The 21,665-nt window shown below is 69.0% G+C and carries 19 protein-coding genes; 10 read left to right on the forward strand and 9 right to left on the reverse strand.

Features of this window, described 5'->3' with window-relative positions; translation table 11 throughout:
* The first annotated feature begins 1 nt into the window (after nucleotide 1).
* The 5 genes from R2707_02875 to R2707_02895 all read left to right on the forward strand — a co-directional run bounded on the left by R2707_02875 (nucleotide 2) and on the right by R2707_02895 (nucleotide 2,891).
* Nucleotides 2-499, forward strand: a complete 498-nt coding sequence (locus R2707_02875) for a bifunctional nuclease family protein (protein MEZ5244013.1) — start codon at nucleotides 2-4, stop codon at nucleotides 497-499.
* Between the two features lie 173 nt (nucleotides 500-672).
* The gene (locus tag R2707_02880; GenBank protein MEZ5244014.1) at nucleotides 673-1,143 is read left to right on the forward strand and encodes a MerR family transcriptional regulator; all 471 of its coding nucleotides are present in this window, start codon (nucleotides 673-675) and stop codon (nucleotides 1,141-1,143) included.
* A gap of 4 nt (nucleotides 1,144-1,147) precedes the next feature.
* Entirely contained in the window at nucleotides 1,148-1,471 is a 324-nt protein-coding gene (locus R2707_02885) for a hypothetical protein (GenBank protein MEZ5244015.1), read from the forward strand.
* A gap of 31 nt (nucleotides 1,472-1,502) precedes the next feature.
* Nucleotides 1,503-2,570: a glycine cleavage system aminomethyltransferase GcvT gene (gene gcvT / locus R2707_02890; protein ID MEZ5244016.1), complete on the forward strand. Its 1,068-nt coding sequence runs from the start codon at nucleotides 1,503-1,505 to the stop codon at nucleotides 2,568-2,570.
* Nucleotides 2,571-2,660: 90 nt separating this feature from the next.
* On the forward strand, nucleotides 2,661-2,891 hold the full coding sequence (locus R2707_02895; GenBank protein MEZ5244017.1) for a hypothetical protein: 231 nt from the start codon (nucleotides 2,661-2,663) through the stop codon (nucleotides 2,889-2,891).
* A 1-nt stretch (nucleotide 2,892) separates the two neighbouring features.
* Here the strand turns inward: R2707_02895 and R2707_02900 are convergent, their stop codons facing one another.
* Together R2707_02900 and R2707_02905 are read right to left on the reverse strand one after the other, a co-directional pair.
* Nucleotides 2,893-4,491, reverse strand: coding sequence for an SH3 domain-containing protein (locus tag R2707_02900; GenBank protein MEZ5244018.1), 1,599 nt, complete (start codon nucleotides 4,489-4,491; stop codon nucleotides 2,893-2,895).
* On the reverse strand, nucleotides 4,488-5,033 hold the full coding sequence (locus R2707_02905; protein MEZ5244019.1) for a sigma-70 family RNA polymerase sigma factor: 546 nt from the start codon (nucleotides 5,031-5,033) through the stop codon (nucleotides 4,488-4,490). Before R2707_02905 ends, R2707_02900 begins: the two co-directional genes overlap by 4 nt.
* Before the next feature lie 93 nt (nucleotides 5,034-5,126).
* Here R2707_02905 and R2707_02910 point away from each other — a divergent pair, with 93 nt between their 5' ends.
* A complete protein-coding gene (locus R2707_02910; GenBank protein ID MEZ5244020.1) occupies nucleotides 5,127-5,903 on the forward strand; it encodes a M15 family metallopeptidase in 777 nt (258 codons plus the stop codon).
* Nucleotides 5,904-5,921: 18 nt separating this feature from the next.
* Here the strand turns inward: R2707_02910 and R2707_02915 are convergent, their stop codons facing one another.
* From R2707_02915 to R2707_02925, 3 genes are read right to left on the reverse strand one after another with little or no spacing between them, the layout of a single operon-like run.
* Nucleotides 5,922-6,785, reverse strand: a complete 864-nt coding sequence (locus R2707_02915; GenBank protein ID MEZ5244021.1) for an LLM class flavin-dependent oxidoreductase — start codon at nucleotides 6,783-6,785, stop codon at nucleotides 5,922-5,924.
* A gap of 22 nt (nucleotides 6,786-6,807) precedes the next feature.
* Nucleotides 6,808-7,911, reverse strand: coding sequence for a chorismate synthase (aroC, locus tag R2707_02920; GenBank protein MEZ5244022.1), 1,104 nt, complete (start codon nucleotides 7,909-7,911; stop codon nucleotides 6,808-6,810).
* A 39-nt stretch (nucleotides 7,912-7,950) separates the two neighbouring features.
* Nucleotides 7,951-9,699, reverse strand: coding sequence for a glycerol-3-phosphate dehydrogenase/oxidase (locus R2707_02925; GenBank protein ID MEZ5244023.1), 1,749 nt, complete (start codon nucleotides 9,697-9,699; stop codon nucleotides 7,951-7,953).
* 24 nt (nucleotides 9,700-9,723) lie between these two features.
* Between R2707_02925 and R2707_02930 the strand changes: the two genes are divergently transcribed.
* Nucleotides 9,724-11,373 (forward strand): acyl-CoA synthetase, encoded by a 1,650-nt coding sequence (locus tag R2707_02930; protein ID MEZ5244024.1) that lies wholly within the window; start codon nucleotides 9,724-9,726, stop codon nucleotides 11,371-11,373.
* A gap of 4 nt (nucleotides 11,374-11,377) precedes the next feature.
* Here the strand turns inward: R2707_02930 and R2707_02935 are convergent, their stop codons facing one another.
* Nucleotides 11,378-12,730, reverse strand: a complete 1,353-nt coding sequence (locus R2707_02935) for a mycothione reductase (protein ID MEZ5244025.1) — start codon at nucleotides 12,728-12,730, stop codon at nucleotides 11,378-11,380.
* A gap of 22 nt (nucleotides 12,731-12,752) precedes the next feature.
* Here R2707_02935 and R2707_02940 point away from each other — a divergent pair, with 22 nt between their 5' ends.
* From R2707_02940 to R2707_02950, 3 genes are read left to right on the forward strand one after another with little or no spacing between them, the layout of a single operon-like run.
* The gene (locus tag R2707_02940) at nucleotides 12,753-14,132 is read left to right on the forward strand and encodes an ABC transporter substrate-binding protein (GenBank protein ID MEZ5244026.1); all 1,380 of its coding nucleotides are present in this window, start codon (nucleotides 12,753-12,755) and stop codon (nucleotides 14,130-14,132) included.
* On the forward strand, nucleotides 14,129-15,616 hold the full coding sequence (locus R2707_02945; protein ID MEZ5244027.1) for a hypothetical protein: 1,488 nt from the start codon (nucleotides 14,129-14,131) through the stop codon (nucleotides 15,614-15,616). Before R2707_02940 ends, R2707_02945 begins: the two co-directional genes overlap by 4 nt.
* A 17-nt stretch (nucleotides 15,617-15,633) precedes the next feature.
* Nucleotides 15,634-16,128, forward strand: coding sequence for a MaoC family dehydratase (locus tag R2707_02950; GenBank protein ID MEZ5244028.1), 495 nt, complete (start codon nucleotides 15,634-15,636; stop codon nucleotides 16,126-16,128).
* 20 nt (nucleotides 16,129-16,148) lie between these two features.
* On the opposite strand, the gene R2707_02955 is transcribed toward R2707_02950, so the two are convergent.
* The 3 genes from R2707_02955 to R2707_02965 are packed head-to-tail and all read right to left on the reverse strand — an operon-like array spanning nucleotide 16,149 to nucleotide 21,633.
* Nucleotides 16,149-16,988, reverse strand: coding sequence for a CoA ester lyase (locus R2707_02955; protein MEZ5244029.1), 840 nt, complete (start codon nucleotides 16,986-16,988; stop codon nucleotides 16,149-16,151).
* 1 nt (nucleotide 16,989) lies between these two features.
* Nucleotides 16,990-18,147 carry an acyl-CoA dehydrogenase family protein gene (locus R2707_02960; protein MEZ5244030.1) on the reverse strand — a complete coding sequence of 386 codons (1,158 nt, stop codon included), beginning with the start codon at nucleotides 18,145-18,147 and terminating at the stop codon, nucleotides 16,990-16,992.
* A 21-nt stretch (nucleotides 18,148-18,168) separates the two neighbouring features.
* The gene (locus R2707_02965) at nucleotides 18,169-21,633 is read right to left on the reverse strand and encodes an indolepyruvate ferredoxin oxidoreductase family protein (GenBank protein ID MEZ5244031.1); all 3,465 of its coding nucleotides are present in this window, start codon (nucleotides 21,631-21,633) and stop codon (nucleotides 18,169-18,171) included.
* Between the last annotated feature and the right edge of the window lie 32 nt (nucleotides 21,634-21,665).

Consider the following 21,665-nt stretch of genomic DNA (forward strand, 5'->3'; position numbering starts at 1 on the left):
CATGCACGAGATGGAACTCATCGGTGTCCGGGTGGAGATGCCCACCAACGCGCCGATGGTGCTGCTGCGGGAGCGTGGCGGCGAGGGACGTACGGTTCCGATCTACATCGGAGCTCCCGAGGCCACCGCGATCGCGCTGGCGCTCGACGGCGTCGACACGCCCCGGCCCATGACCCACGACCTGCTGCGCGACATCCTGGAGGAACTGGCCGTCGACGTCGAGCGTGTCGTGGTGACGGATCTCCACGACAAGACCTTCTTCGCCGAGATCCACATGGTCCGCGATGGCGAAGCCCACGTGGTGTCGAGTCGTCCCTCCGATGCGATCGCCCTCGCGGCCCGAACCGGCACACCGATCTTCGCGGCCACCTCGGTCATCGACGATGTCGGCTACACCGACGCCGACGAGGCCACGCCGGACGGTCCGCCCGCGGAGGAAGTGGTCGAGGAGTTCAAGGAGTTCCTCGACAACATCACCCCAGAGGACTTCGAGGACTGAGTTCCTGATCGACCGTCCGCGTGCTCGTCTTCGCGCGGACCGCGCGCAAGTTCGCGCGGGTCGTTGACCTCGGCGCGCGGCCGTCGTATGGTCATCCACACTCACACCGACGTAATTTCGTCCATGTCGCCCGCCGCGGCGTCATCGTGGGAAACGGAACCAGGAGAATGCACATGACGGGCGAAACCGGCTTCAGCGGGAAGCGAACCGCAGAGATCGTCGACATCACCTATCGCCAGCTCGACTACTGGGCCCGCACCGACCTCGTGCGACCGTCCCTGGCCGACGCCAGCGGGTCCGGGAGCCGCCGCCAGTACTCCTATCGCGATCTCCTGGAGCTGAAGGTCATCAAGAGCCTGCTCGACTCGGGGATCCGTCTCGAGCAGGTGCGCAAGGTGTTCGAGTACATGCGCAACCATCTCGGGGAGGACGTCGCATCGGCCAATCTGGTGATCGACGGATCCAACTCCGTGCTGGTCAACACCGGCGAGGAACTGATCGATCTCCTGCAGAACGGACAGGGTGTGCTCAATGTCCTCCCGCTCGCCGGCGTGAAAGACGAGGTCGATGCCCGCATCGTCTCGCTCTACCCCGAGATGGCCGAGGCGGTCGTCGAGGTTCCCCGGGCTGCGGGCGACGCCTGAGCCGGTGCCCGACTTCGCTCATTCCTCGGAGCGCGAGCTGGCGGCACTGCTCGACAGCTACGGGATCGCGTGGGAGTACGAGCCGACCACCTTCGTCCTCGCGGCCGACGACGAAGGAAATCCGACTTCGGCCTTCACCCCCGATTTCTATCTTCCCGACTTCGACACCTATGTCGAGGTGACCATGCTGCGCCAGCCGTTGGTCACCCGCAAGCACCGCAAGATTCGGTTGCTCGCCGAGCAGCGGCCGGATGTGCGGGTGAAGATCCTGTATCGCAAGGACCTCGAGCGCCTCGGCGCGAAGTACGGTCTGGCCGACGCCGCGTAGCGTCACTCACCGCCGACCCCGGAGTCCCACAGTGTCGAACGACCGCCGATCGCCCCTTCACGACGCCCATGTGGCGCTCGGCGCCAAGATGGTGCCCTTCGGCGGCTGGGAGATGCCGCTGTCGTACGCCGACGGCACCCTGGCCGAGCATGCGGCGTGTCGCAACGACGCCGTCGTGTTCGACGTCTCCCACCTCGGCACGGTGCGAGTGACCGGTGAGGGCGGCCTGGCTGCGCTCCAGTGGGCCTTCACGAACGACCTCGGCCGCATCGAGCCGGGTCGGGCCCAATACACCCACCTCCTCGACCCGTCCGACGCGTCGGTGCTCGACGACATCATCGTGTGGTGGGTCGACGACGAACGTTTCGACGTGATGCCGAATGCATCGAACACCAGCCGCGTCGAGAAGGCACTGGCCGATGGCCCCACCTCGCCCCGGATCACCGATGTGACCTCGACCCGGGCGGTGCTGGCGGTGCAGGGACCGAACGCGCGCGAGCGGCTGGCCAAGGTGGCCCCCGAAGCTGCCGCCGTCGGACGCTTCCGCGTGGTCGAGACCGAGATCGCCGGCCATCCCGTCGTCGTGGCCGGCACGGGCTACACGGGTGAGGACGGTGTGGAGATCGCCGTGCCGGTCGATGCCGCGGTCGCCGTGTGGGACCTCGTTCGCTCCGCCGGGATCACGCCCGCCGGGCTCGGTGCGCGCGACACCCTGCGCCTCGAAGCCGGCCTGCCGCTGCACGGCCACGAGCTCGGCCCCGGTATCACCTCGCTACAGGCCGGCCTCGGCTGGGTGGTGCGCTTCGACAAGGACGACTTCCGGGGCCGCGAACCGCTGCTGGCCGAGCGGGAGCGCGGCGTGGAGCGGCTGTTGACCGGCCTCGTGGTCGACGGCCGCCGGCCACCCCGCGAAGGGCAGCTCGTCCGGCACGGAGATGTCGAGATCGGCGTGATCAGCAGCGGCAACTTCTCGCCGGTGTTGGAGCAGGGCATCGCGCTCGCCTTCCTGCCGCCCGACATCGAACCGGGAACGGCCGTCACGATCGATGTGCGAGGCACCGATGTGCCCGCAGTGGTCACGTCGCCACCCTTCGTCTGACCCTGTGACCACTGTCTCGGACGGCGAAGGAACACACCCCTGGAGGGACCGGTTGTAGGTGATGCAACCGCCCTGAAGGGGACACGACGAATGACTGCCAACACAACCGCCCAGATCACCCGGACCGCTCAGGTCGACGGTCGCACGCTGCTCGATGTGAGCCTCCTGCGATCGAAGGCCGCCGACCTCCGTGGTGCTGCCTCCGACCTCGGTGCGCCGCTCTCGACAACGTACCGTCGTCGTGCCGCCGAGCTGGAGCTCGAAGCGGCTGCGTTGGCCGCCCGCTTCGGTCTCATCGAAGAACTGACGCTGGCCGCCTGACTCACGGCGTCCAGCCCCACACCCACACCGCACTGATGGTCGGCGTGCCGTCGACCAGGTCGAAGGCGAAGGTGTAGCGCCGCCAGTCGAGCTCGATCTCGCTGGTGGGGGGCACGTAGGCGACGACCGTCATGTGATGGTCGTAGTAGTCCTGCTCGTGGCCGGTGAAGTACTGGAGCATGTCGAGCGATGCGGCGTCGGGACCGATCGTGAACTGCGCGTCGGCGGCGTCGCGCGCTCGGACACCGAGGAACTCGCCGACCGGGAGGAGGCAGAGGTCGTCGCAGGGGTCGTCGTCGGGGAACGGGTTCCAGTCGTGGACGGTGTCGTCGTACAGATCGTCGATCGTGGTGAACGGGGTCGGTGCGTCGGCGAACACTCCGATTCCGCCGATCTGCGTACCCGCCGGGTGCGGCCGCGGAACCGTCGGATCCAGGGTGGCCTGGTCACTTCCGAGGGCAGTGAGGAAGTCGTGCGCGAGCTGCTCCATCGCCGCAGCGAGCGCCGAGTCGGGCTCGACCGCTCGCCACACGGTCAGGTAGCGGGCGTTGGCCCATCCGGTCTTCGCGCCGTCGGGGCCGACGATCTCCCACCAGGTTTCCCCGTCGACAACATCGGTCCCACCGGTGTGGGCCAGGCCGGTCGCGTCCGGCGGGAGAGTGAACGCGACCGCGTTCGCCACACCGGGGGCGGTGCGGACATTGAGTACGTCGTCGTCGGCGACCCGAGTGACCCGCACGTCGGTGACCGGGTCGGCAGGATCGACGGCGAACGCGTGGATCGACGGCACCTCGTCGTCCATTGCCCGGCCCGTCTCCAGCCGGACCCGGACGGGGGCGTCGCCGTCCCACGGTACGACCACCGAGAAGTGGTCGGACTCGATGTTGCCGAGCGACACGATCGTCGGGCCCTCGTCGTCGATCCAGAGCAGGCCGGTCCCTTCGAAGGCGTTGCCGAGTCCGCTGACCCGGAGCCCGTCAGCCTCGCCGTTGCGTTCCACGAGCTCGACCCGCAGGTCGGGCGTCTCGGCCCGTTCGACGAACCAGTGGTCGCCACCATCCGGCGAGACCACGGTGATCGTCACGAGGCCGGAGACGAACGCTCCGTCCTCGCCGACCTTCGACAGGATGAACGACGCCGTGGACGGGTTGGCCGGACCAGCCTCGAGACGCGCCGGGGCGACCTCCAGCACGTTCTCGACCCAGCCGCGGGCCGCGGCCTCGGCCGAGGTCTCGCCCGGGCCGTCGAGCGGCCAGATGACGGCGCCGGCACCTTCCGGGCCTTCCGGCGAGGACGTGGTGGTGTCGGGGACGGTGGTGGTCGACGTCTCGCCAGGGACCGTCGAGGTCGTCACGTCGAGCGTCGTGGTCGTGGCGGGGTCGACATCGGTCGCGTCGTCGTCGCCGCTCAGGTAGGCGAAGCCGGCGATCAGGGCGAGCGCGGCGGCCACCGCGCCATACGTGGCCGGACGGATCCAGCGGGGCGTGGCGTTGCGGCGGCGGATGGACTCGAGCGCGTCGGGGGTCACGGTGGTCTCCTCGGCTCGGGCCTGGAGGGCCCGGCGGATCAGGTCTTCGGTGGGGTCGTGGTGGTCGTTCATCGGGATTCCTCGAGTCGGGCGCGTACGGCGGCGAGGCCGCGGCTGGCGTGGGTCTTCACGGAGCCGGGCGTGATGGCGAGGGTCTCGGCGATCTCGGCCTCGGAGAGCTCGGCCTGGAAGCGGAGCAGGAGCACCTCGCGCTGGCGGCGGGGCAGGGCCCGAATGGCGGCGAGGACGCGCTGGTTCTCGACCCGCTCCAGGGCCGTGTGCTCGGCCGCGTCGGCGACGCCGGCGACCGGCTGGAGATGGCGCCGCCGCACCTGACGGCGTCGTAGCTGGGACCGGGCCCCGTTGAGCACCGCCGAACGGAGATAGGCGAGTTCGCGACCCGGTCGGGGTGGCGACGTGCTCCGGAGCATGGCCGCGAAGGCGTCCTGAACCACCTCCTCGCACGTCGCGTTGTCGTCGACCAGGCCCGACACGAGGCGGACCAGGCCGCGATAGTGGTCGACGAACAACCTTTCGAGCGTCTCGTTGCCGGTGAGCGGAGTCGTCATGGTGGCGGCCGATGGGTGGAACTGGGGGATCGGGGTCGATTGCATCGCACCTCCTCACCCCACAGAGACGCTGCAACCACCGATCGCGTTGACACCGGCGCCCGCATTCTCTCCCGCCGGGCTGGCAGACTCGTGGACGTGGCACGAGGATGGCCGATCGCGCTCGCCGGAGTTCTGTGGCTGTGGGCGTGTGGCGCCGGCGACGAAGGAGTGCCGTTCATGAACGACCAGGCGGCAGCGAACGAGGATCGTCCGGCCGTCCCGTCGGCCCCGCCGCGTCTCCCGGCCACGAGCACGAGCACGAGTTCCACGACCCCGAGTACGACCACGAGCACGACGACGGTGGCGCCGGTGTTCGCGGCGTCGATCGGGACGGTCACCGCCGAGGAGCTCGGCGGGTCGTGGCGGCCAGGGTGCCCGGTCGGGATCGACGATCTCCGGTGGGTGGGGGTGACCCACTGGAACGACCACGGCGAGACGGTCGCCGGGGTTCTGGTCGTCCACGCCGACCACGCCGACGCGATCGTCACTGTGTTCGCGCGCCTCTTCGATGCCGGCTTCCCGATCCACTCGATGCGACCGGTGACCGAGTTCGACAGCGACGACGACCGGTCGATGCAGGCCAACAACACGTCGGCGTTCAACTGCCGGGAGATCGCCGGCCGCCCCGGCGTGTGGAGCCAGCACGCCTACGGCGGCGCCGTCGACATCAACCCGCTGGTCAACCCGTGGGTGCGGGGCGCTCGGGTCGACCCGCCGGAGGGGGCTCCCTTCGTCGAACGAGACGCCTCGGTCACGGGCTTGATCGTCGACGGCGATGTCGTGACGCAGGCATTTGCCGACATCGGTTGGGGTTGGGGTGGCGACTGGACGGGCACCCTCGACTACCAGCACTTCTCCCACAACGGGCGATGACGCCCCGAGGGCTCTGCCCTAGCGGAGCGGGCCGATGACGGTCTCGCCGAACTCCGCCAACGTGTCGGGGTGGGCGAAGTCGCTGGTCCACACGTAGGTCCGCTCGATGCCTGCGGCCGACCGGGCGGCGTAGTGCTCGACGAGCTCCGCCGCGTTGCCCACTGCATGGCCGGTGTCGGAGAAGCGCCGCATCGCCGTCTCCACGATCGCGGCGCGGTCGCCGCCCTCGGGAATGAAGGTGACTCGCTCCTGCAAGGAGGGCTTCGCGTCGCCGGTCTTCTCCCGGAGCTGTTCGAACTGGTCCAGCTTGTTGATCGGGAGATTCCACCAGTCGGCGAACCGGGCGACGAGGCCGAGGGTCCGAGGTCCTGCCCCCCCGATCACGATCGGGATCCGATGCTCGGGGGCCGGCGCCTGTTGGGCATCGACGAGGGTGTGGTGCTCGCCGTCGTAGGAGATCTGCTCGCCGGACCAGAGGGCCTGGAGGACCTCGAGCGTCTCGGTGAGGCGATCGACGCGGGCGCGGGGTGCGTCGTCGCCGACGCCGAAGGTGGAGAACTCCGCCGGCACGCTGCCCCAGCCGATGCCAAGCTCGAAGCGCCCCTCGGTGGCGTGATCGAGGCTGACGGCCTGGCGGGCGAGGACTGCCGGGTGGCGGAAGGCGTCGCACAGGACGAGATGGCCCACGGTGCCGGTGGTCCTCGCACCGAGCCAGGTGGCGGCGACCATGGCGTCCCACATCGGCTGGGCTTCGGCCATGGGTGGCGCGAGATGATCCATGAGGGCAACGCCCCCGAAGCCGGCATCGACCGCGATCTGGACGCGCTCGACCATGGTCGGCAGCGTCATCCGCATCTGGGGTAGGAACAGTTGGAACTCCATCAGACGCCGAGTGTGGCCTGATTCAGGGCCGGACGTCGAGTTGCGGGAGCACGTCGACGGCTCGCTGGCGGAGCCAGTGGTCGGCGAGCGACAGCAACACCATGGCCTCGACCATCGGCACGGCCCGCGGCAGGACGCACGGATCGTGGCGCCCCCTGGCTGCGAGTGTGGTGGCCTCGCCGCCGCGGGTGACCGTCTGCTGCTCGCTGGCGATCGTTCCCGTCGGCTTGAAGGCGACCCGACAGGTGATGTCGGCGCCGTTGGAGATGCCGCCCTGGATGCCCCCGGAGTGATTCGTGGTGGTGCGAGGTCCGTCGGTGCCGGGCTCGAACGGATCATTGTGGGCCAGCCCGGTCATCCGGGTACCGGCGAACCCGCTGCCGATCTCCACACCCTTGGCCGCAGGGAGCGACATGAGGCCGCCGGCGAGATCGGCATCGAGCTTGTCGAAGACGGGCTCCCCGAGCCCGGCGGGCACGTGCCGGGCGACGCAGCCGACGACGCCGCCCAGAGAGTCGCCGTCGCGGCGGGCCTGTTCGATCGCAGCGGTCATGGTCGCGGCGGCTCCGGGATCAGGACAACGGGTCGGATCGGCCTCGACGTCGTCGAGCGTCAGGGACCCGACATCGACGTTCGCTTCGATCTCGCCGACCGACTGGACCCACGCGAGGACCTCGATGCCGGCGACCGTGGCGAGCAGCTTGCGGGCGACGGCGGCCGCGGCGACTCGGCCGATCGTCTCCCGGGCACTGGCCCGGCCGCCCCCGGCCCAGTTCCGGATCCCGTACTTGGCGTCGTAGGTGAAGTCGGCGTGGGAGGGGCGGTAGACGTCTTTCAGATGGTCGTAGGCGCCGCTGTTGTGGTCCTTGTTGCGGACGAGCACCGCGATCGGCGTGCCGGTGGTGTAGCCCTCGAAGACCCCCGAGAGGATCTCGGCCCGGTCGGCCTCGTCACGCTGGGTCACCAGGCGGCTCTGCCCGGGCCGTCGGCGATCGAGATCGGCCTGCAACTCGTCGACCGTGATCGGCAGGCGCGGCGGAACCCCGTCGATCACGACGCCGACACCACCCCCATGGGACTCACCGAAGGTGCTGACGCGAAAGAGCGTGCCGAACGAGCTGGTCATTGGCGGAAAGTGTATGGCCCAGAGGGGGCCGGACCCGAGCTATTCGTGGGGCTCGACGTCGATGAGGCCGCGTGCGTCGACCGCTCGGCGCCGCAGCGCATCGGCCGACGCGTCGTCGGGGGCGTCGTTGGCCGCCCGCTCGGCGGTCACCCGGCGGGTCCAGGCGGCGATCTCCTCGGCCGTCCGGGCGTCGTCCCAGCCGAGCTCCGCGGCCATCAGTTCGGCCGCGGCGTCGGCGACCATCGTGCCGCGCTCCTCGGTCTCGATCGAGATGCGCAGTCGCCGGGCGAGCACATCTTCGAGATGCAGCGCTCCCTCGTGACGGGCCGCGTGGACCACCTCCGCAGCGAGATACAACTCGCCCAGAACCGTGGCCAGGGAGGGGTCCTCGTCGGAGATGGAGAGCACGTCGTCGATCCGGCTGCCGTGGCGCCACAGGAGGCGGGTCACCAGCGCCTCGGGCAGGCCGTGCTCCGCCGCGATCTCGCCGGCTCGATCCACCCACGCATCCCACCCGTCGCTGCCGACGACGGTCACGTCCTCCGTGCACGACGGAGGGACGCGACGGCCGAGGCCCTCGGCAACCATGTCGATCGTGTCGGCCGCCATGACCCGATAGGTGGTGTACTTCCCGCCGGCGATCGAGATGAGGCCCGGCACCGGCTGGGCGACGGCGTGCTCGCGGCTCAGCTTCGCAGTGTCGTCGGCCTCGCCGCTCACCAGAGGGCGCAGGCCCGCGTAGACGCCGACGATGTCGTCCTCGGTCAGCGGTCGCTCGAGGGCGACATTGGCCTGCTCGAGGATGTAGTCGATGTCGGCCTGTGACGCCGCGGGGTGGGCCCGGTCGTAGTCCCAATCGGTGTCGGTGGTGCCGATCAGCCAGTGCGCGCCCCACGGAATGATGAAGAGGACACTGCGAGGGGTGCGAAGGACGATGCCGCTGTCGCTGTCGATGCAGTCTCGGGGGACCACGATGTGGACGCCCTTGGCCGCGCGCACCGACAGCCCGGCGGGGCCGGCCATGTCCTGGATGTCGTCGATCCAGACGCCGGTGGCGTTGACGACCTTCTTCGCCCGGCAGGTGAAGCTCTCTCCCGACTCGAGATCGGTGAGTTCGGCGCCGACGACGGTCTTCACCGGCGCGTCGGTGTCGAACACCAGATCGCGGACCTGCGTGCTGGTGACGACCGCAGCCCCGTGGCGGGCGGCGGTACGGGCAACCGCGAGCGTGTGGCGGGCGTCGTCGATCTGCGCGTCGGAGTAGAGGATCCCGCCGATGAGCGACGACTTCTTGAGCCCGGGCACCAGCTCGAGCGCCGCGGTGCGAGACAGATGACGATGCCGGGGGAGGGGGTTCTTGCCGGTCCACGCCAGCAGGTCGTAGAGGAACACCCCGGCGCCGTAGTAGAGCCGTTGCCAGACACGGTGGGTCAACGGGATCAGGAACCGCACCGGACGCACGAGATGGGGGCAGACCTTCTTGGTGAGGAGACCGCGCTCGTGGAGTGCCTCGCGGACCAGGGCGAAATCGCGCTGTTCCAGGTAGCGCAGCCCACCGTGGAGGAGCTTCGAGGAGCGGCTGGAAGTGCCGCTGGCGATGTCTCGCTGCTCGACGAGGGCGACGCTGAGCCCCCGGGTGGCGGCGTCGAGCGCACAGCCGACCCCGGTGATGCCGCCGCCGATGACGAGGACGTCGAACTCCTCGTTGCGGAGGCGTTCGAGATCGCGGCTGCGCTGCAGCGGGCCGAGAGACCCGGGCACCTGACGGTCGGACGTGGGCGCGGACACCCGTGCAGCCTACGCTGCGATGCCATGGCCGGGACCGAGAGCGACACCTCCTTCGACGCAGTGAACTTCGCGACGATCTGGGAGGGCATCGCCGACGCGCTTCCGGAGAAGACGGCCGCGAGCCACGGCCTCGACTCGCGTGACTGGGCCACCTTCGAAGACCGGTCGGCACGGCTGGCGGGCGCGCTGCACGCCGACGGCGTCGGCGCCGACGACAAGGTCGCCCTCTACCTCTACAACGGGTTCGAGTACGAGGAGGCGCAGTTCGCCGCCTTCAAGCAACGGGCCGTTCCGTGCAACGTCAACTATCGCTACCTCGAAGACGAACTCGCGTACCTCCTGGAGAACGCCGACGCGAAGGTGTTGTTCTTCGACCAGACGCTGGCCGACCGTGTCGCCCATGTCCGCGAGCGTTGCCCCGACGTCGTGCGATACGTCCAGGTCGGCGGAGGCGATCTCCTCCCGGGCGCCGTCCACTACGAGACGCTGATCGCGGACCACGAGCCGGCCGAGCGGATCCCGAGGTCCGGTCACGACCTCTGGTTCCTCTACACCGGCGGCACCACGGGGAATCCGAAGGCGGTCATGTGGCCGCACGACCAGATGATCGCCAACATGGCCGCGCACTATGGCGTGCTCGATCGTGGGATCCCCACGAGCGCCGCCGAAGCGGTCGACGGAGCGATCGAACTCCATGCCCGCAACCGCACCACCAGGCTGCTCGCCGCCGCGCCGCTCATGCACGGCACCTCGGGGATCAACGCCCTCCACACACTCACCCAGGGCGGCATGGTCGCCACACTCGACAGCCGCAGCTTCGACGCCGACGAACTCTGGACGACCGTCGCCCACCACCGGCTGACGATGCTCACCATCGTGGGCGAGGCGTTCGCCCGCCCGATGCTCGAAGCGCTCGATCGCGCCGAGGCCGCGGGTCGACCCCACGACCTGTCCAGCGTGTTCCAGATCATGTCGTCGGGCGTCATGTGGTCCCAGGAATCGAAACAGGCGTTCCTCGCCCACAAGCCCATGACGTTGATGGACAGCCTCGGATCGAGCGAGTCGGTCGGGCAGGCCCTCCAGATCACCCGCCGCAACGAGAAGGTCGCGAGCACGGGTCGGTTCTCGCTCGGCGCGACCACACAGGTCATCACCGATGACGGACGCATGGTCGAACCCGGGTCGGGCGAGGTCGGGCGCCTCGCCAACCGGGGAGCCAACCCGCTCGGCTACTACAAGGACCCGGCCAAGACCGAGGAGACGTTCCCGACGATCAACGGCATCCGCTGGTCGATCCCGGGCGACTACGCAACCGTCGAGGAAGACGGCACGATCACCCTCCTCGGACGAGGCTCCGTCTGCATCAACTCCGGCGGCGAGAAGATCTACCCCGAAGAGGTCGAGGAGGCGGTGAAGACCCATCCGGCCGTCGCCGACTGCAACGTCGTCGGGCTCCCCGACGACCGCTGGGGACAGTCGGTCAACGCCGTCGTCGCGATCCATCCCGGCGTCGACGTCGACGACGACGAGATCATCGCCCACACCCGCACCCAGATCGCTGCGTACAAGGCGCCCAAGCGGATCCTGCGCACCGACAGCTTCCTACGAAGCCCCAACGGCAAGTCCGACTACAAATGGGCCAAGGCCGAGGCCGAGAAGCTCGCCGGCATCTGACCCCTCACAGTTCGAGCAGTGCCTGCTCGATCACCTCGGGCATGGCCGGGTGGATGTAGTACTGCCCGGTCGCCATCTGATCGACGGTCAACCCGAACACCATCCCCTGGATGAGCTGCTGCACCAGCGTCGGTGCCTGCGGCCCCATGACATGCGCGCCGAGGAGCTGCCGCGTCGCATTGTCCATGATCAACTTGCAGATGCTCTCGGTGTCCTCCATCGCCCAACCGGCCGCGGCCGAGCCGTACTCCTGCACGTGGGCGGTGTAGTCGAGACCCCGCTCGATGCACTGCTGCTCGGTGAGCCCGACGGTGCCGATCTGGGGATGTGCGAACACCGCCGCCGGGATCAGGTCGTGATTCATCTCCCGCAGATCGTCGGGATACGTCAGGTTGTGGGCCACGATCTTCGCTTCGTGATTCGCCACATGCTTCAGCTGGACCGGGTTGGTGATGTCGCCCAGAGCCCACACGCCTTCGATGTTGGTGCGTCCGAAGGCATCACTGATGACGTAGCCGTTGTCGCCCAACGCGACGCCGGTGGCCTCAACGCCGAGCTGGTCCCCGTTCGGGACCCGACCGGTGGCGACGAGGAGTCGATCGCCACGAAGCGTCGTGCCGTCGCCGAGGCGCATCACGATGTCGCCTTCGGTGTCGCGTTCGACCCCAAGGATGTCGGCGCTGCGGTGGGTGGGGTAGCGGCGGCTGTAGATCTCGGTCATGCGGGCGCTGATGTCGTGGTCCTGATCGCGCAGCATGGCGTCGCCCCGTAGGACATAGGTGACATCGCTCCCGAGCGCGCCGAAAACGGCGCCGAGCTCGGCGGCGATGTAGCCACCGCCGAGCACGATCAGTCGCTCGGGCAACTCGTCGACCCGCATGATCGTGTCGGACGTGTCGAAACCGACCGTGTCGATGCCGGGGACGGCGGGAACGTTGGCCCGGGCGCCGGCGGCGAGCACGATGTGGTCGGCGGTGATGATCTCGTCGCCGACGCGAAGCTGCTTCGGTCCGACGAAGCGGGCGTCGTGCTGGAAGACGGTGACATTGTCGAGGCTCTTGCGATAGTCCTCGCCGCCTGCGGCGATCGGGTCGATCCGGTCGAAGACGCGATCCCGGATGGCGGGCCAGTCGGCGCCCTCGAACCGGGTCCGAACGCCGAACTCTGGCCCGCGCCGTGCGAGGTCGGCGATCTCCGCGGCGTACACGAACATCTTCGACGGGATGCACCCCACGTTGAGGCAGGTGCCGCCGAAGAGCCCCCGCTCCACGATGGCAACATCCCAGTCGTCGTGCTCGGGGCCGATGATCGAGTTGCCCGACCCCGCGCCGATGATGATCAGATCGAACCGTTTCACGGGCGCAGGCTAGCTTCGCGCCATGGCGCGCCTACCCGTTCCGGTTCGTTTCCTTCTCTTCGGCGTCATTGCCCTGGCGACAGTCGCGACGGCCTGCGGCGACGACACTGCGGCCGAAGACCCGGCGCCCGTGTCGACCGGGGCATCGGACGACACCACCCCGTCCGTACCCGGTAGCGAAGATCTGGACGGTGACGACACCACCACCACGATGCCCGACGTGGAACTCACCGACTCCTTCCGCGGCGTGACCGCCGAGGCGATCAAGGTCGGCGTTGTCGGTCCCGATCTCGAGGCGCTCAGAGGGCTCGTGGATCTCGACCACGGTTCCTACGAGGCCGCGTACCGGGCCCTGATCGACGACGTGAACCGCCAAGGCGGTGTCAACGGCCGCGAGATCGAGATGGTGTACGAGTCGTTCCTCCCCATCGGAACCGAGGGGATGGACACGGTGTGCTCGCGTTTCACCGAGGACGAGCAGGTGTTCGCGGTCTTGGGCAGCGTCCTCGACGACGGCCCCCTCTGCTACACGGAGCTGAGCGACACGGCCATGATCGGGAGTACGCAGAACAACCGTCGTGTCGAGCGGTCGTCGGCGCCCTGGTTCACCGGCTTCCGCAACAGCGACGACGTGGTGCAGACGATCATCAGCGGCTTCGACGAACGCGGCGTGTTCGACGATGCGGCGGTCGCTGTCGTGGCTGCGGTGGCCGACAAGACGCAGGTCGAGTCGATCGCGCTGCCCCTGCTCGACGACCTGGGCGTCGACGTCGTCGACGTGTCGTTCATCGAGGCCTCCGCACTCGACACCGCAGCATCTGAGGCCGAGTCGGCACTGATCGCCGAGAAGCAGAAGACGGCCGGGGCCGAGGTCGCCCTGGCCATCGGAGGGGGCACGCCCAGCTATGTCGGCGGGCTCGAGGACTCCGACTTCCGCCCCCGGGTGGCGACGACGACGCTGAGCTCCCTGCGGGCCTACATCCGTGACCGGGGCGGCCGGGACCTCTCGGTCCTCGAAGGTTCGGTGGCCGGCAACATCGCGGAACAGGTGGGGTGGTGGGCCGACCCGGCGATCCAGGACTGCATCGCGATCGTGGAGGCGGCGGGCGAGCCCACGATCCTCGACCCGAACACGCGGGCGCCCGAAGAACCCGAGAACATCGTGTCGGTCGCCGCGGCGTGCCGTGACGTCGCGTTGTTCGTCGCCATCGCCACCGCGGCGGGCCCCGACCTGACGAACGACACCTTCCGGGCCGCCGGCGAATCGCTCGGTGAGTTCCACGTCCCGGGCTTCGGCCCCGCCTTCTACAGCGCCGACTCGCCCGATGGCGGTGCCCCGATCTACTTCTACGAATGGGACGACGAACTCCAGGACCTGGCGACCGATGGGACGACTCTGTGAGCCCTGCGTTCGAGCGTCGGGCCTACATGCTCGACGTGAGTCGGGATCGGGTGCCGACGAACGAGACGCTCGAGTGGCTCGTCGGTGTGCTCGCGGCTTGCGGGTTCAACGAGTTGCAGCTCTATGTCGAGCACACGTTCACCTATCGGGGCCACGAGACCGTCTGGGCCGATGCATCGCCCCTCACCCACGCCGAGATGCGATCGCTCGACGATGCCTGCGAACGCGCCGGGATCGACCTGGTGGCCAACATGAACGGCTTCGGCCACATGGGTCGATGGCTGGTCCACGACGAGTACCGCAGCCGGGCGGAGTGCCCGGACGGGTTTCCGAGCCTGTTCGGTGGGGGCCGCAGCGATGCGACGTGTCTTGCGCCCACGCCGACGAACGCCGAGCTGGCTGTCGAACTCGCCCGCGACATGGCGTCGGTCGTGCGGAACCCTCGGATCCACATCGGTGGTGACGAACCGTTCGAACTGGGGGAGGGCGCCTCGGCCGCGGCGGTGGCCGAGCGGGGGCGCGATCAGGTCTATCTGGAGCATCTCCGCCGCATCATCGAACCGCTGGTCGCCGACGGCCACGAGGTGATGTTCTGGGCCGACCTGTTCCGCCGCGATGCGACCCTGATCCCGTCGATTCCGGCCGGCGCGGTGCCGGTCGTGTGGAACTACGAGGCGCCCTCGGCTGCGAGCTGGCTCGACTTGCTGCCGGCGGATCTCGTCGAGCGACTCGGGTTGCCCCACGATGCGAACCTCGGCTTCGTGGCCCACGCCCGGCTGTTCGTCGAAGCGGACGTACCGTTCTGGGTCGCCCCGGGAACATCGACGTGGAACACCGTCATCGGCCGGAACCGAAACGCCGTGTCCAACATCGCCGACGCCGTGACCGTCGGCCGCGCGAACGGCTCACCCGGTCTGCTCCTCACCGACTGGGGCGACGGCGGACACTGGCAGCCGCTCCCCGTGTCGTTGCCCTCGATCGTGCGTGGCGGAGCCGCGGCGTCCACCGGAACGGTCCCCGACGATGCCGAGGTGTGGTCGGCCATCGACGCACTGCTCGGTTGCGAGGCAGGCATCGGGGAGCTGATCGACCGGCTCGGGAACATCGGCGAGTCCGTCGGGGTGACCTCACCCAACTCGTCGCCGCTGGCCGCAGCCCTCGGCGCAGGCGGTTTCCCGGTCATGGGGGAGCCCGACGTGGCCGGCGTCGAGGCGGCCGACCTGCTGCTCACCGACGCAACGGAGCGATTCGACGCAGGATCGATCGGCGGCGATCGGGGCGAGGTCATCGCCGCGGAGATGGCAGCGGCGTGCCGGCTGGCCCATCACGGCCTGCGGCGGCTCGCCGACGAGCGAGGGATCGGCCTCGCCCGGCCAGTCGCGCTCGGTACCGCCGCCGAGGTCATCGAGGCACAACGGGCTGCGTGGTTGCGCACCAGCCGTCCCGGCGGTCTCGACGACTCCATCGCCAAGCTCGCCCTCTGATCTGCGAGGATGCGGGCATGATCGAAAGCGACGAGCGGACGGATGCGAGCGGGCGGCCGGTGAGCGGCCGGTGGTTCGAGGAGTTGACGCCCGGCCTGGTGATCCAGCATGCGTTGCGGCGCACGATCACCGAATCCGACAATGTGGCGTTTTCGACGATGACGATGAATCCGGCATGGCTCCATCTCGATTTCGACTACGCCGCGAAAGAGACCGAATTCGGTCGACCGCTGGTGAACTCCCTGCTCACGCTGGGTGTCGTGGTCGGGATCTCGGTGCACGAGACGACGCTCGGCACCACGGTCGCCAACCTGGGGTTCGACAAGGTCGACTTCCCGGCACCGCTGTTCCACGGCGACACGATCCGGGTCGAGACCGAGGTACTCGCCGCCCGAGCGTCGTCGTCGCGCCCCACCCAGGGAATCGTGACGTTCGAACACCGGGCCTTCAACCAGGAGGACACTCTCGTCTGTCGGGCAGTACGCAATGCGCTGATGTTGCGACGACCCTGACGCTTCGAGTCCGCGGGGGTTCAGTCGTCGGCCAGAGCGAGTAGCCGGTGGGCCTGGCGCGCGACCGGCTCATCGACCATCTGCCCCTCGAAGTCGATTGCGGCCACGCCTTCGGCCGATGCTGCCTCGTAGGCGGCGATGAGGCGACGGGCCCGATCCACGTCGTCGGTCGAGGGTGTGAAGACGTCGTTCGCGACACCGACCTGGCTGGGATGGATACAGAGCTTGCCGGCGTAACCCATCGCCCGGGCCTGCTCGCACTCGAGCCGGCAGCGTTCGTCGTCGCGGAAATCGGCGACGACCTGGTCGAGGGCGGGGATCTCGGCCAGACGGGCCGCAAGGGCGACCTTGCTGCGGGCGAAGCGCACTTCATCGTTCGACGAGGTGCGGACACCGCCCATGTCGGCGATGAAGTCCTCGGCGCCGAAGTAGGCCGCGCCGACCGACGGATGGGCGAGCGTGAGGCGGGCGTCGGCCACGCCGAGGGCCGTCTCGATGCCGGCGATGACCGCGAGATCGGAGCGTCCGGCTGCGGCCAGCGCGGCACGGACCTGGTCGAGGCCGGCGATGGTCTCGACCTTCGGCACGACGATTGCGGCCAATCCGTCGGGAAGCGCAACGATGTCGTCGACGAACCACGGGGTGGACGGGTCGTTGACCCGCACCGAGACGGCGACGGCGCTCCCCACACTGCGCAGCAGCCGAGGGAGCTCGGCGCGTGCGGAGTCCTTCGCGTTGACCGGGGTTGCGTCCTCGAGGTCGATGGCGATCAGGTCGGCGCCGGTGGCCGGCATCTTGGCCACGAGATCGGGCCGGACGGCGGGAGCGAACAGCAGCGAGCGCAGGCGTGCAGGAAGCATGTCAGCCGTTCCCCATGCGCTTGGCGACCTCTTCGAGCATGACTTCGGTGGCGCCGCCGCCGATCGGGAGGATGCGGGCGTCGCGGCTCATTCGCTCGACCGTGGTCTCGCGCATGTAGCCCATGCCGCCGTGGAACTGGACACAGTCGTACATCACGGCGTTGATCATCTCGCACGCCCAGGCCTTGAGCCCGGAAGTCTCGCGCACCGGATCGTGACCCTGCTCGGCCAACCAGGCGCAGTGGTACATCGAGGCTCGTGCGGCATCGACCTGTGCCTGGAGCATCGCCAGGCGCTGACGGATTGCGCCGAGGTCGAAGAGATGGCCGCCGAATGCTGCGCGTTCCTTCGTGTAGTCGACCGTGATGTCGATGGCCCGCTGTGCGGCACCGACTCCCATGCCCACGAGGACGAGTCGTTCGTTCTGGAAGTTCTTCATCGTCTCGTAGAAGCCGCGATGGACGGTACCGAGCAGCTGGTCGTCGCCGACCCACACGTCGTCGAGGTGGAGTTCGGCGGTGTCGGAGCATCGCCACCCGGTCTTGTCGAGCGCTTTGGCGACCGAGAACCCCTCGGTTCCCTTCTCCACGAGGAACATCGAGATGCCGTAGCGATCCTCCGGCTGCGTGCGGGCCGCGACGATCGTCATGTCGCCGTGCACGGCATTGGTGATGAAGAGTTTCGACCCGTTGATCCGCCAGCCGTCGCCGTCCTTCTCGGCCCGCGTACGAATGCCGGCGACGTCGGAGCCGGCATCGGGTTCGGTGACACCGATCGACAGGATCCGTTCGCCGGCGAGAACACCAGGGAGATAGCGGGCGAGCTGCTCGGGCGAGCCGGAATTGATCAGATGGGGCAGCGCCATGTCGGTGTGGACGAGCACCGTGACGTCGAATCCGGCGTAGGTCGATGATCCGAGCGCTTCTGCGAAGGTCAGCGAAGCCAGCGGACCGAGACCGAGACCACCGAGCTCCTCGGGCACCCGTAGGCCGAACATGCCGAGCCCGCCCATCTTCTTCAGCACCTCACGGGGCACGTGGCCGGCCGCTTCCCATGCGTCACCGTGGGGAACGACCTCGCGGGCCACGAAGTCCAGCGTCTGCTGGTGGATGGCGGCGAGATCGTCGTCGAGCTGGGCGACGTTGGGAACTGAACGCATCATGTCAGCGTAGGCGCCGGGTCACGTTGACGCGAGGTCTGCCAGCGCCGCCCGGAATCGCTCGACGTTGGCGAGCTTGACGCCTTCGTACCCCCGGACGAGCTCCGCGGCCTCGGCGATCGCGATCGCACGGTCGATCGCGTCCGCCGCCGGTGCCGCTCCGAGGGCGGTGTGGATGGCTGACAGATACTCCGATGGCAGCGCCCGCTCGACCCTGCGGACCTCGGCCCGCCCGAATGGGTCGAGCACCGTACCCCTGAGCCGCTTGCCCTTCACCAGGAGGCCGATGGCCGGCCGCCATCGAGTGCTCACCGAGAGCTTCGACGATCGGCCGAGAGCGCGCAGTGTCGGCGGATGGAGGCGCCACGCGACCCTGTCGCCACGTCGGGCGACGGCGGCGACCTCGCGTTGCCCGTCGGCGTCGAGCATGAGCCGGGCAACCTCGTATTCGTCCTTGTACGCCATCAGCTTGAACAGTCCTGCAGCCGTGGCGGCCACGAGGGCGCTCGACCCGGTCGACCGTCGGAGCATCTCGAGCTCGTCGAGGTACCTGCTCGCCAGACGGGTGTTCTGGAAGGCGATCAACTCGCCGGTGAACCGCCTGATCTCGCTGCACATCGCCTCGTCGCCGTCCGCGATCTCCCGGGCGCGGTCGTCGAGTCCGGCCGGCAGCGGGTTCGCCGCAGTTGCGCCCACACGGGACCCACGAGCGGCGTCGACCTTCGTTGGGTCGGCGACCTGCCAGCGGCCCCAGCGGAAGGCCTCGCGATTGACCTCGACGGCCACGGCATTGAGCTCGATCGCCCGCTCGATCGATTCGGGCCGGACCGGGAGCAGGCCGGCCTGGACGGCCATCCCGATCACGAAAACGTTCGCGCCGACGGTGTCGCCGATGAGATCGGCGCAGATCTCGGAGGCGTCGGCCCAGTGCCGCTGGCCCTCTCGCGTGCCTTCGGCGATGCGGTGGAGGAGGAGATCCTTGGTCGGCATCTCGGTCTCGGGATGTGCGGTCTTGGCGCCCGGCGGGGTGAGCTCGAGGGAGCCGACGACGGAGGTCCGGTCCGGATCGGCGGCCTCGAGGCCGGTCCAGGACGATGCGACGAGCAGGTCGAAGGCCAGGAGCAGGTCGGCCTGCCCGGCCCCCACCCGGCTGCTCCCGGGCTGGCGGCCGTGAGTGATGCGAACGTCGGACACCACCGGACCGGCCTTTTGCGACAGACCGATCTGGTCGAGCCCGTGCACCTCGGCGCCGTCGAACATCGCCGCCGTGCCGAGCAGCTGCGACGCGGTGACGACGCCGGTTCCACCGATGCCGGTGATGTGGACGCTGACGTCGTCTGCGTCGTGGGGAACCGGGGCGGGCAGGTCGGCCGGCGCCGCAGCGACGTTGGTGCGCGCATCCTCCGGACGCGCCCGCCGCCACCAGCGCGACGGGGGGCGGGTGATGGACACGAACGCAGGACAGTCGCCCTCGAGGCACGACAGGTCCAGATTGCAGCTGTGCTGCTCGATGGTGGTCTTGCGTCCGAAGTCGGTCTCGATCGGCTGCACGGAGAGACAGTTCGACACGCGGGCGCAGTCGCCGCACCCCTCGCACACCCGATGGTTGATCACCACGCGGGTCGGTGGGGTCTCGACCAGTCCACGCTTCCGATCGCGCCGCGCTTCGGCCGCGCAACGCTGGTCGTGGATCAGCACGGTCACGCCGGGGATCGCAGCCAGGGTTCTCTGGGCCTCGGCCAGCCGATCGCGATCCCACACGTCGACCTCGGGGGGAAGGCGCAGCGCCCGCGCTCGACCCGGGTCCTCGCTGGTGACGATCACCCGGCGCACCCCCTGCGCCAGCAGTTGGGCGCACACCCTGTCGAGCCCGATGCCGCCGGTGGGGTCCTGCCCTCCCGTCATGGCGACCGCCCCGTTCCACAGCAGCTTGTAGGTGATGTTCGCCTCGGCCGCGATCGCGGCGGTGACGGCGAGCTGCCCGGAGTGGAAGAAGGTGCCGTCGCCCAGGTTCTGCACCATGTGCGGCGTCTCGACGAATGGCGCCATGCCGATCCACTGGGTGCCTTCGTTGCCCATGCAGGTGAGGCCGGCGATGTCGCCGTAGCGGGGCTCGTCGCCCAGAAGGATCATCGTGTGGCAACCGATGCCGGCGCCGACGAGCGTCCCCTCTTCGACGACCGTGCTGCGGTTGTGGGGACAACCGGAGCAGAAGTACGGCGTGCGGGCCACGCTCAGCGGTATCCGCTCGCGTTCGCGGGTCTCGGGTCGGAGCCGCTCGCCGACACGTTCCGCGAGCGTCGTGCGCAGCACGGCGATGAGTTCGTCGGCGTGGAGCGCGCCGGCGGCCGGGACGAGCGGCTCCTCGAACTCGTCGGTACGGCCAACGACCGTCGGATGATGGCTGGCGTTGTAGAGGGCGTCCTTCACCAGCGACTCGACGTTGGGGGTCTTCTCCTCGACCACGAGGATCCGTTCGACACCGCGAGCGAAGGATCGGATCGTCGACGCGTTGAACGGCAACGGCATCCCGAGCTTCAGGAGCCGGATGCCGGCTGCGGCGATCTCGCGGTCGGACTCGAGCCCGACGCGACGCAGGGCCTCGCGGAGCTCGCGATAGGTGATGCCCGACGCGATGATGCCGATCCACGCGTCAGGCGGATCGATCGTCACATGGTTGAGTCGATTGGCGGCTGCGTATTCGAGGGCCAACGGTGCCCGAACCTCGACGATCTCGCGCTCGATGTCGAGCGAGCGGGGGGTGAGCAGAAGACCGTTCGGGCGATGGTCGTAGGGCGCGCCATCGACGGTCGGGATCACCGGGGAGACCCGTTCGGAATCGAGCGCAACCGTTCCCGATCCGTCGGCCACGTCGGCAACGATCTTCAGGCTGACCCACAGTCCGCTGGCCCGGCTCAACGCGATCGCATGGCGGCCGAGGTCGAGGGCTTCGCCCGGATCACCGGGATAGAGCACCGGGATGTGCATCGACGCGAGGACACCGGCGGATGTGGAGGGAATGGTGGAGGACTTCGCCGCGGGGTCGTCGCCGACGATCGCGACCGCGCCCCCGTGCGGGTCCGCGCCTGCGAACACCGCGTGACGCAACGCGTCGGCGGCGCGGTCGACGCCGGGCGCCTTTCCGTACCAGAGGCCGACGACACCGTCGTAGCGGGCATCGGGACGGGCTGCGGCGAGCTGGCTGCCCATGACGGCAGTTGCTGCGTACTCCTCGTTGACGGAGGGACGAAGCGTGATCGGGAGGTCGGGTGCCTCGCGAACGGCTCGCTCGAAGGCCCCGTCGAGTCCGCCGAGCGGCGACCCGGGATAGCCGGCTGCGAAGGCAGCGGTGCGCAAGCCGGCCCGACGATCGATTCGGAGCTGTTCGATCGGGAGCCGTGCCAGCGCCTGGATCCCCGTCATGAAGACGGTTCCGTCGTCCTTGGCGTAGCGATCACTCAGGCGGTAGGTGTCGGCGTCTGTCATTCTCGGCCTCTCCGCGTCGCGGGTTTTCAGCG

It is taken from the genome of Acidimicrobiales bacterium (assembly GCA_041394245.1).
GTDB lineage: Bacteria > Actinomycetota > Acidimicrobiia > Acidimicrobiales > Aldehydirespiratoraceae > JAJRXC01.

Bases quoted from the DNA above. Each gene is read 5' to 3' on its own strand.
- R2707_02875 (MEZ5244013.1), top strand. From the start codon at position 2: ATGCACGAGATGGAACTCATCGGTGTCCGGGTGGAGATGCCCACCAAC.
- R2707_02880 (MEZ5244014.1), top strand. From the start codon at position 673: ATGACGGGCGAAACCGGCTTCAGCGGGAAGCGAACCGCAGAGATCGTC.
- R2707_02895 (MEZ5244017.1), top strand. From the start codon at position 2,661: ATGACTGCCAACACAACCGCCCAGATCACCCGGACCGCTCAGGTCGAC.
- R2707_02900 (MEZ5244018.1), bottom strand. From the start codon at position 4,491: ATGAACGACCACCACGACCCCACCGAAGACCTGATCCGCCGGGCCCTC.
- R2707_02905 (MEZ5244019.1), bottom strand. From the start codon at position 5,033: ATGCAATCGACCCCGATCCCCCAGTTCCACCCATCGGCCGCCACCATG.
- R2707_02915 (MEZ5244021.1), bottom strand. From the start codon at position 6,785: ATGGAGTTCCAACTGTTCCTACCCCAGATGCGGATGACGCTGCCGACC.
- aroC (MEZ5244022.1), bottom strand. From the start codon at position 7,911: ATGACCAGCTCGTTCGGCACGCTCTTTCGCGTCAGCACCTTCGGTGAG.
- R2707_02930 (MEZ5244024.1), top strand. From the start codon at position 9,724: ATGGCCGGGACCGAGAGCGACACCTCCTTCGACGCAGTGAACTTCGCG.
- R2707_02940 (MEZ5244026.1), top strand. From the start codon at position 12,753: ATGGCGCGCCTACCCGTTCCGGTTCGTTTCCTTCTCTTCGGCGTCATT.
- R2707_02950 (MEZ5244028.1), top strand. From the start codon at position 15,634: ATGATCGAAAGCGACGAGCGGACGGATGCGAGCGGGCGGCCGGTGAGC.
- R2707_02955 (MEZ5244029.1), bottom strand. From the start codon at position 16,988: ATGCTTCCTGCACGCCTGCGCTCGCTGCTGTTCGCTCCCGCCGTCCGG.
- R2707_02960 (MEZ5244030.1), bottom strand. From the start codon at position 18,147: ATGCGTTCAGTTCCCAACGTCGCCCAGCTCGACGACGATCTCGCCGCC.
- R2707_02965 (MEZ5244031.1), bottom strand. From the start codon at position 21,633: ATGACAGACGCCGACACCTACCGCCTGAGTGATCGCTACGCCAAGGAC.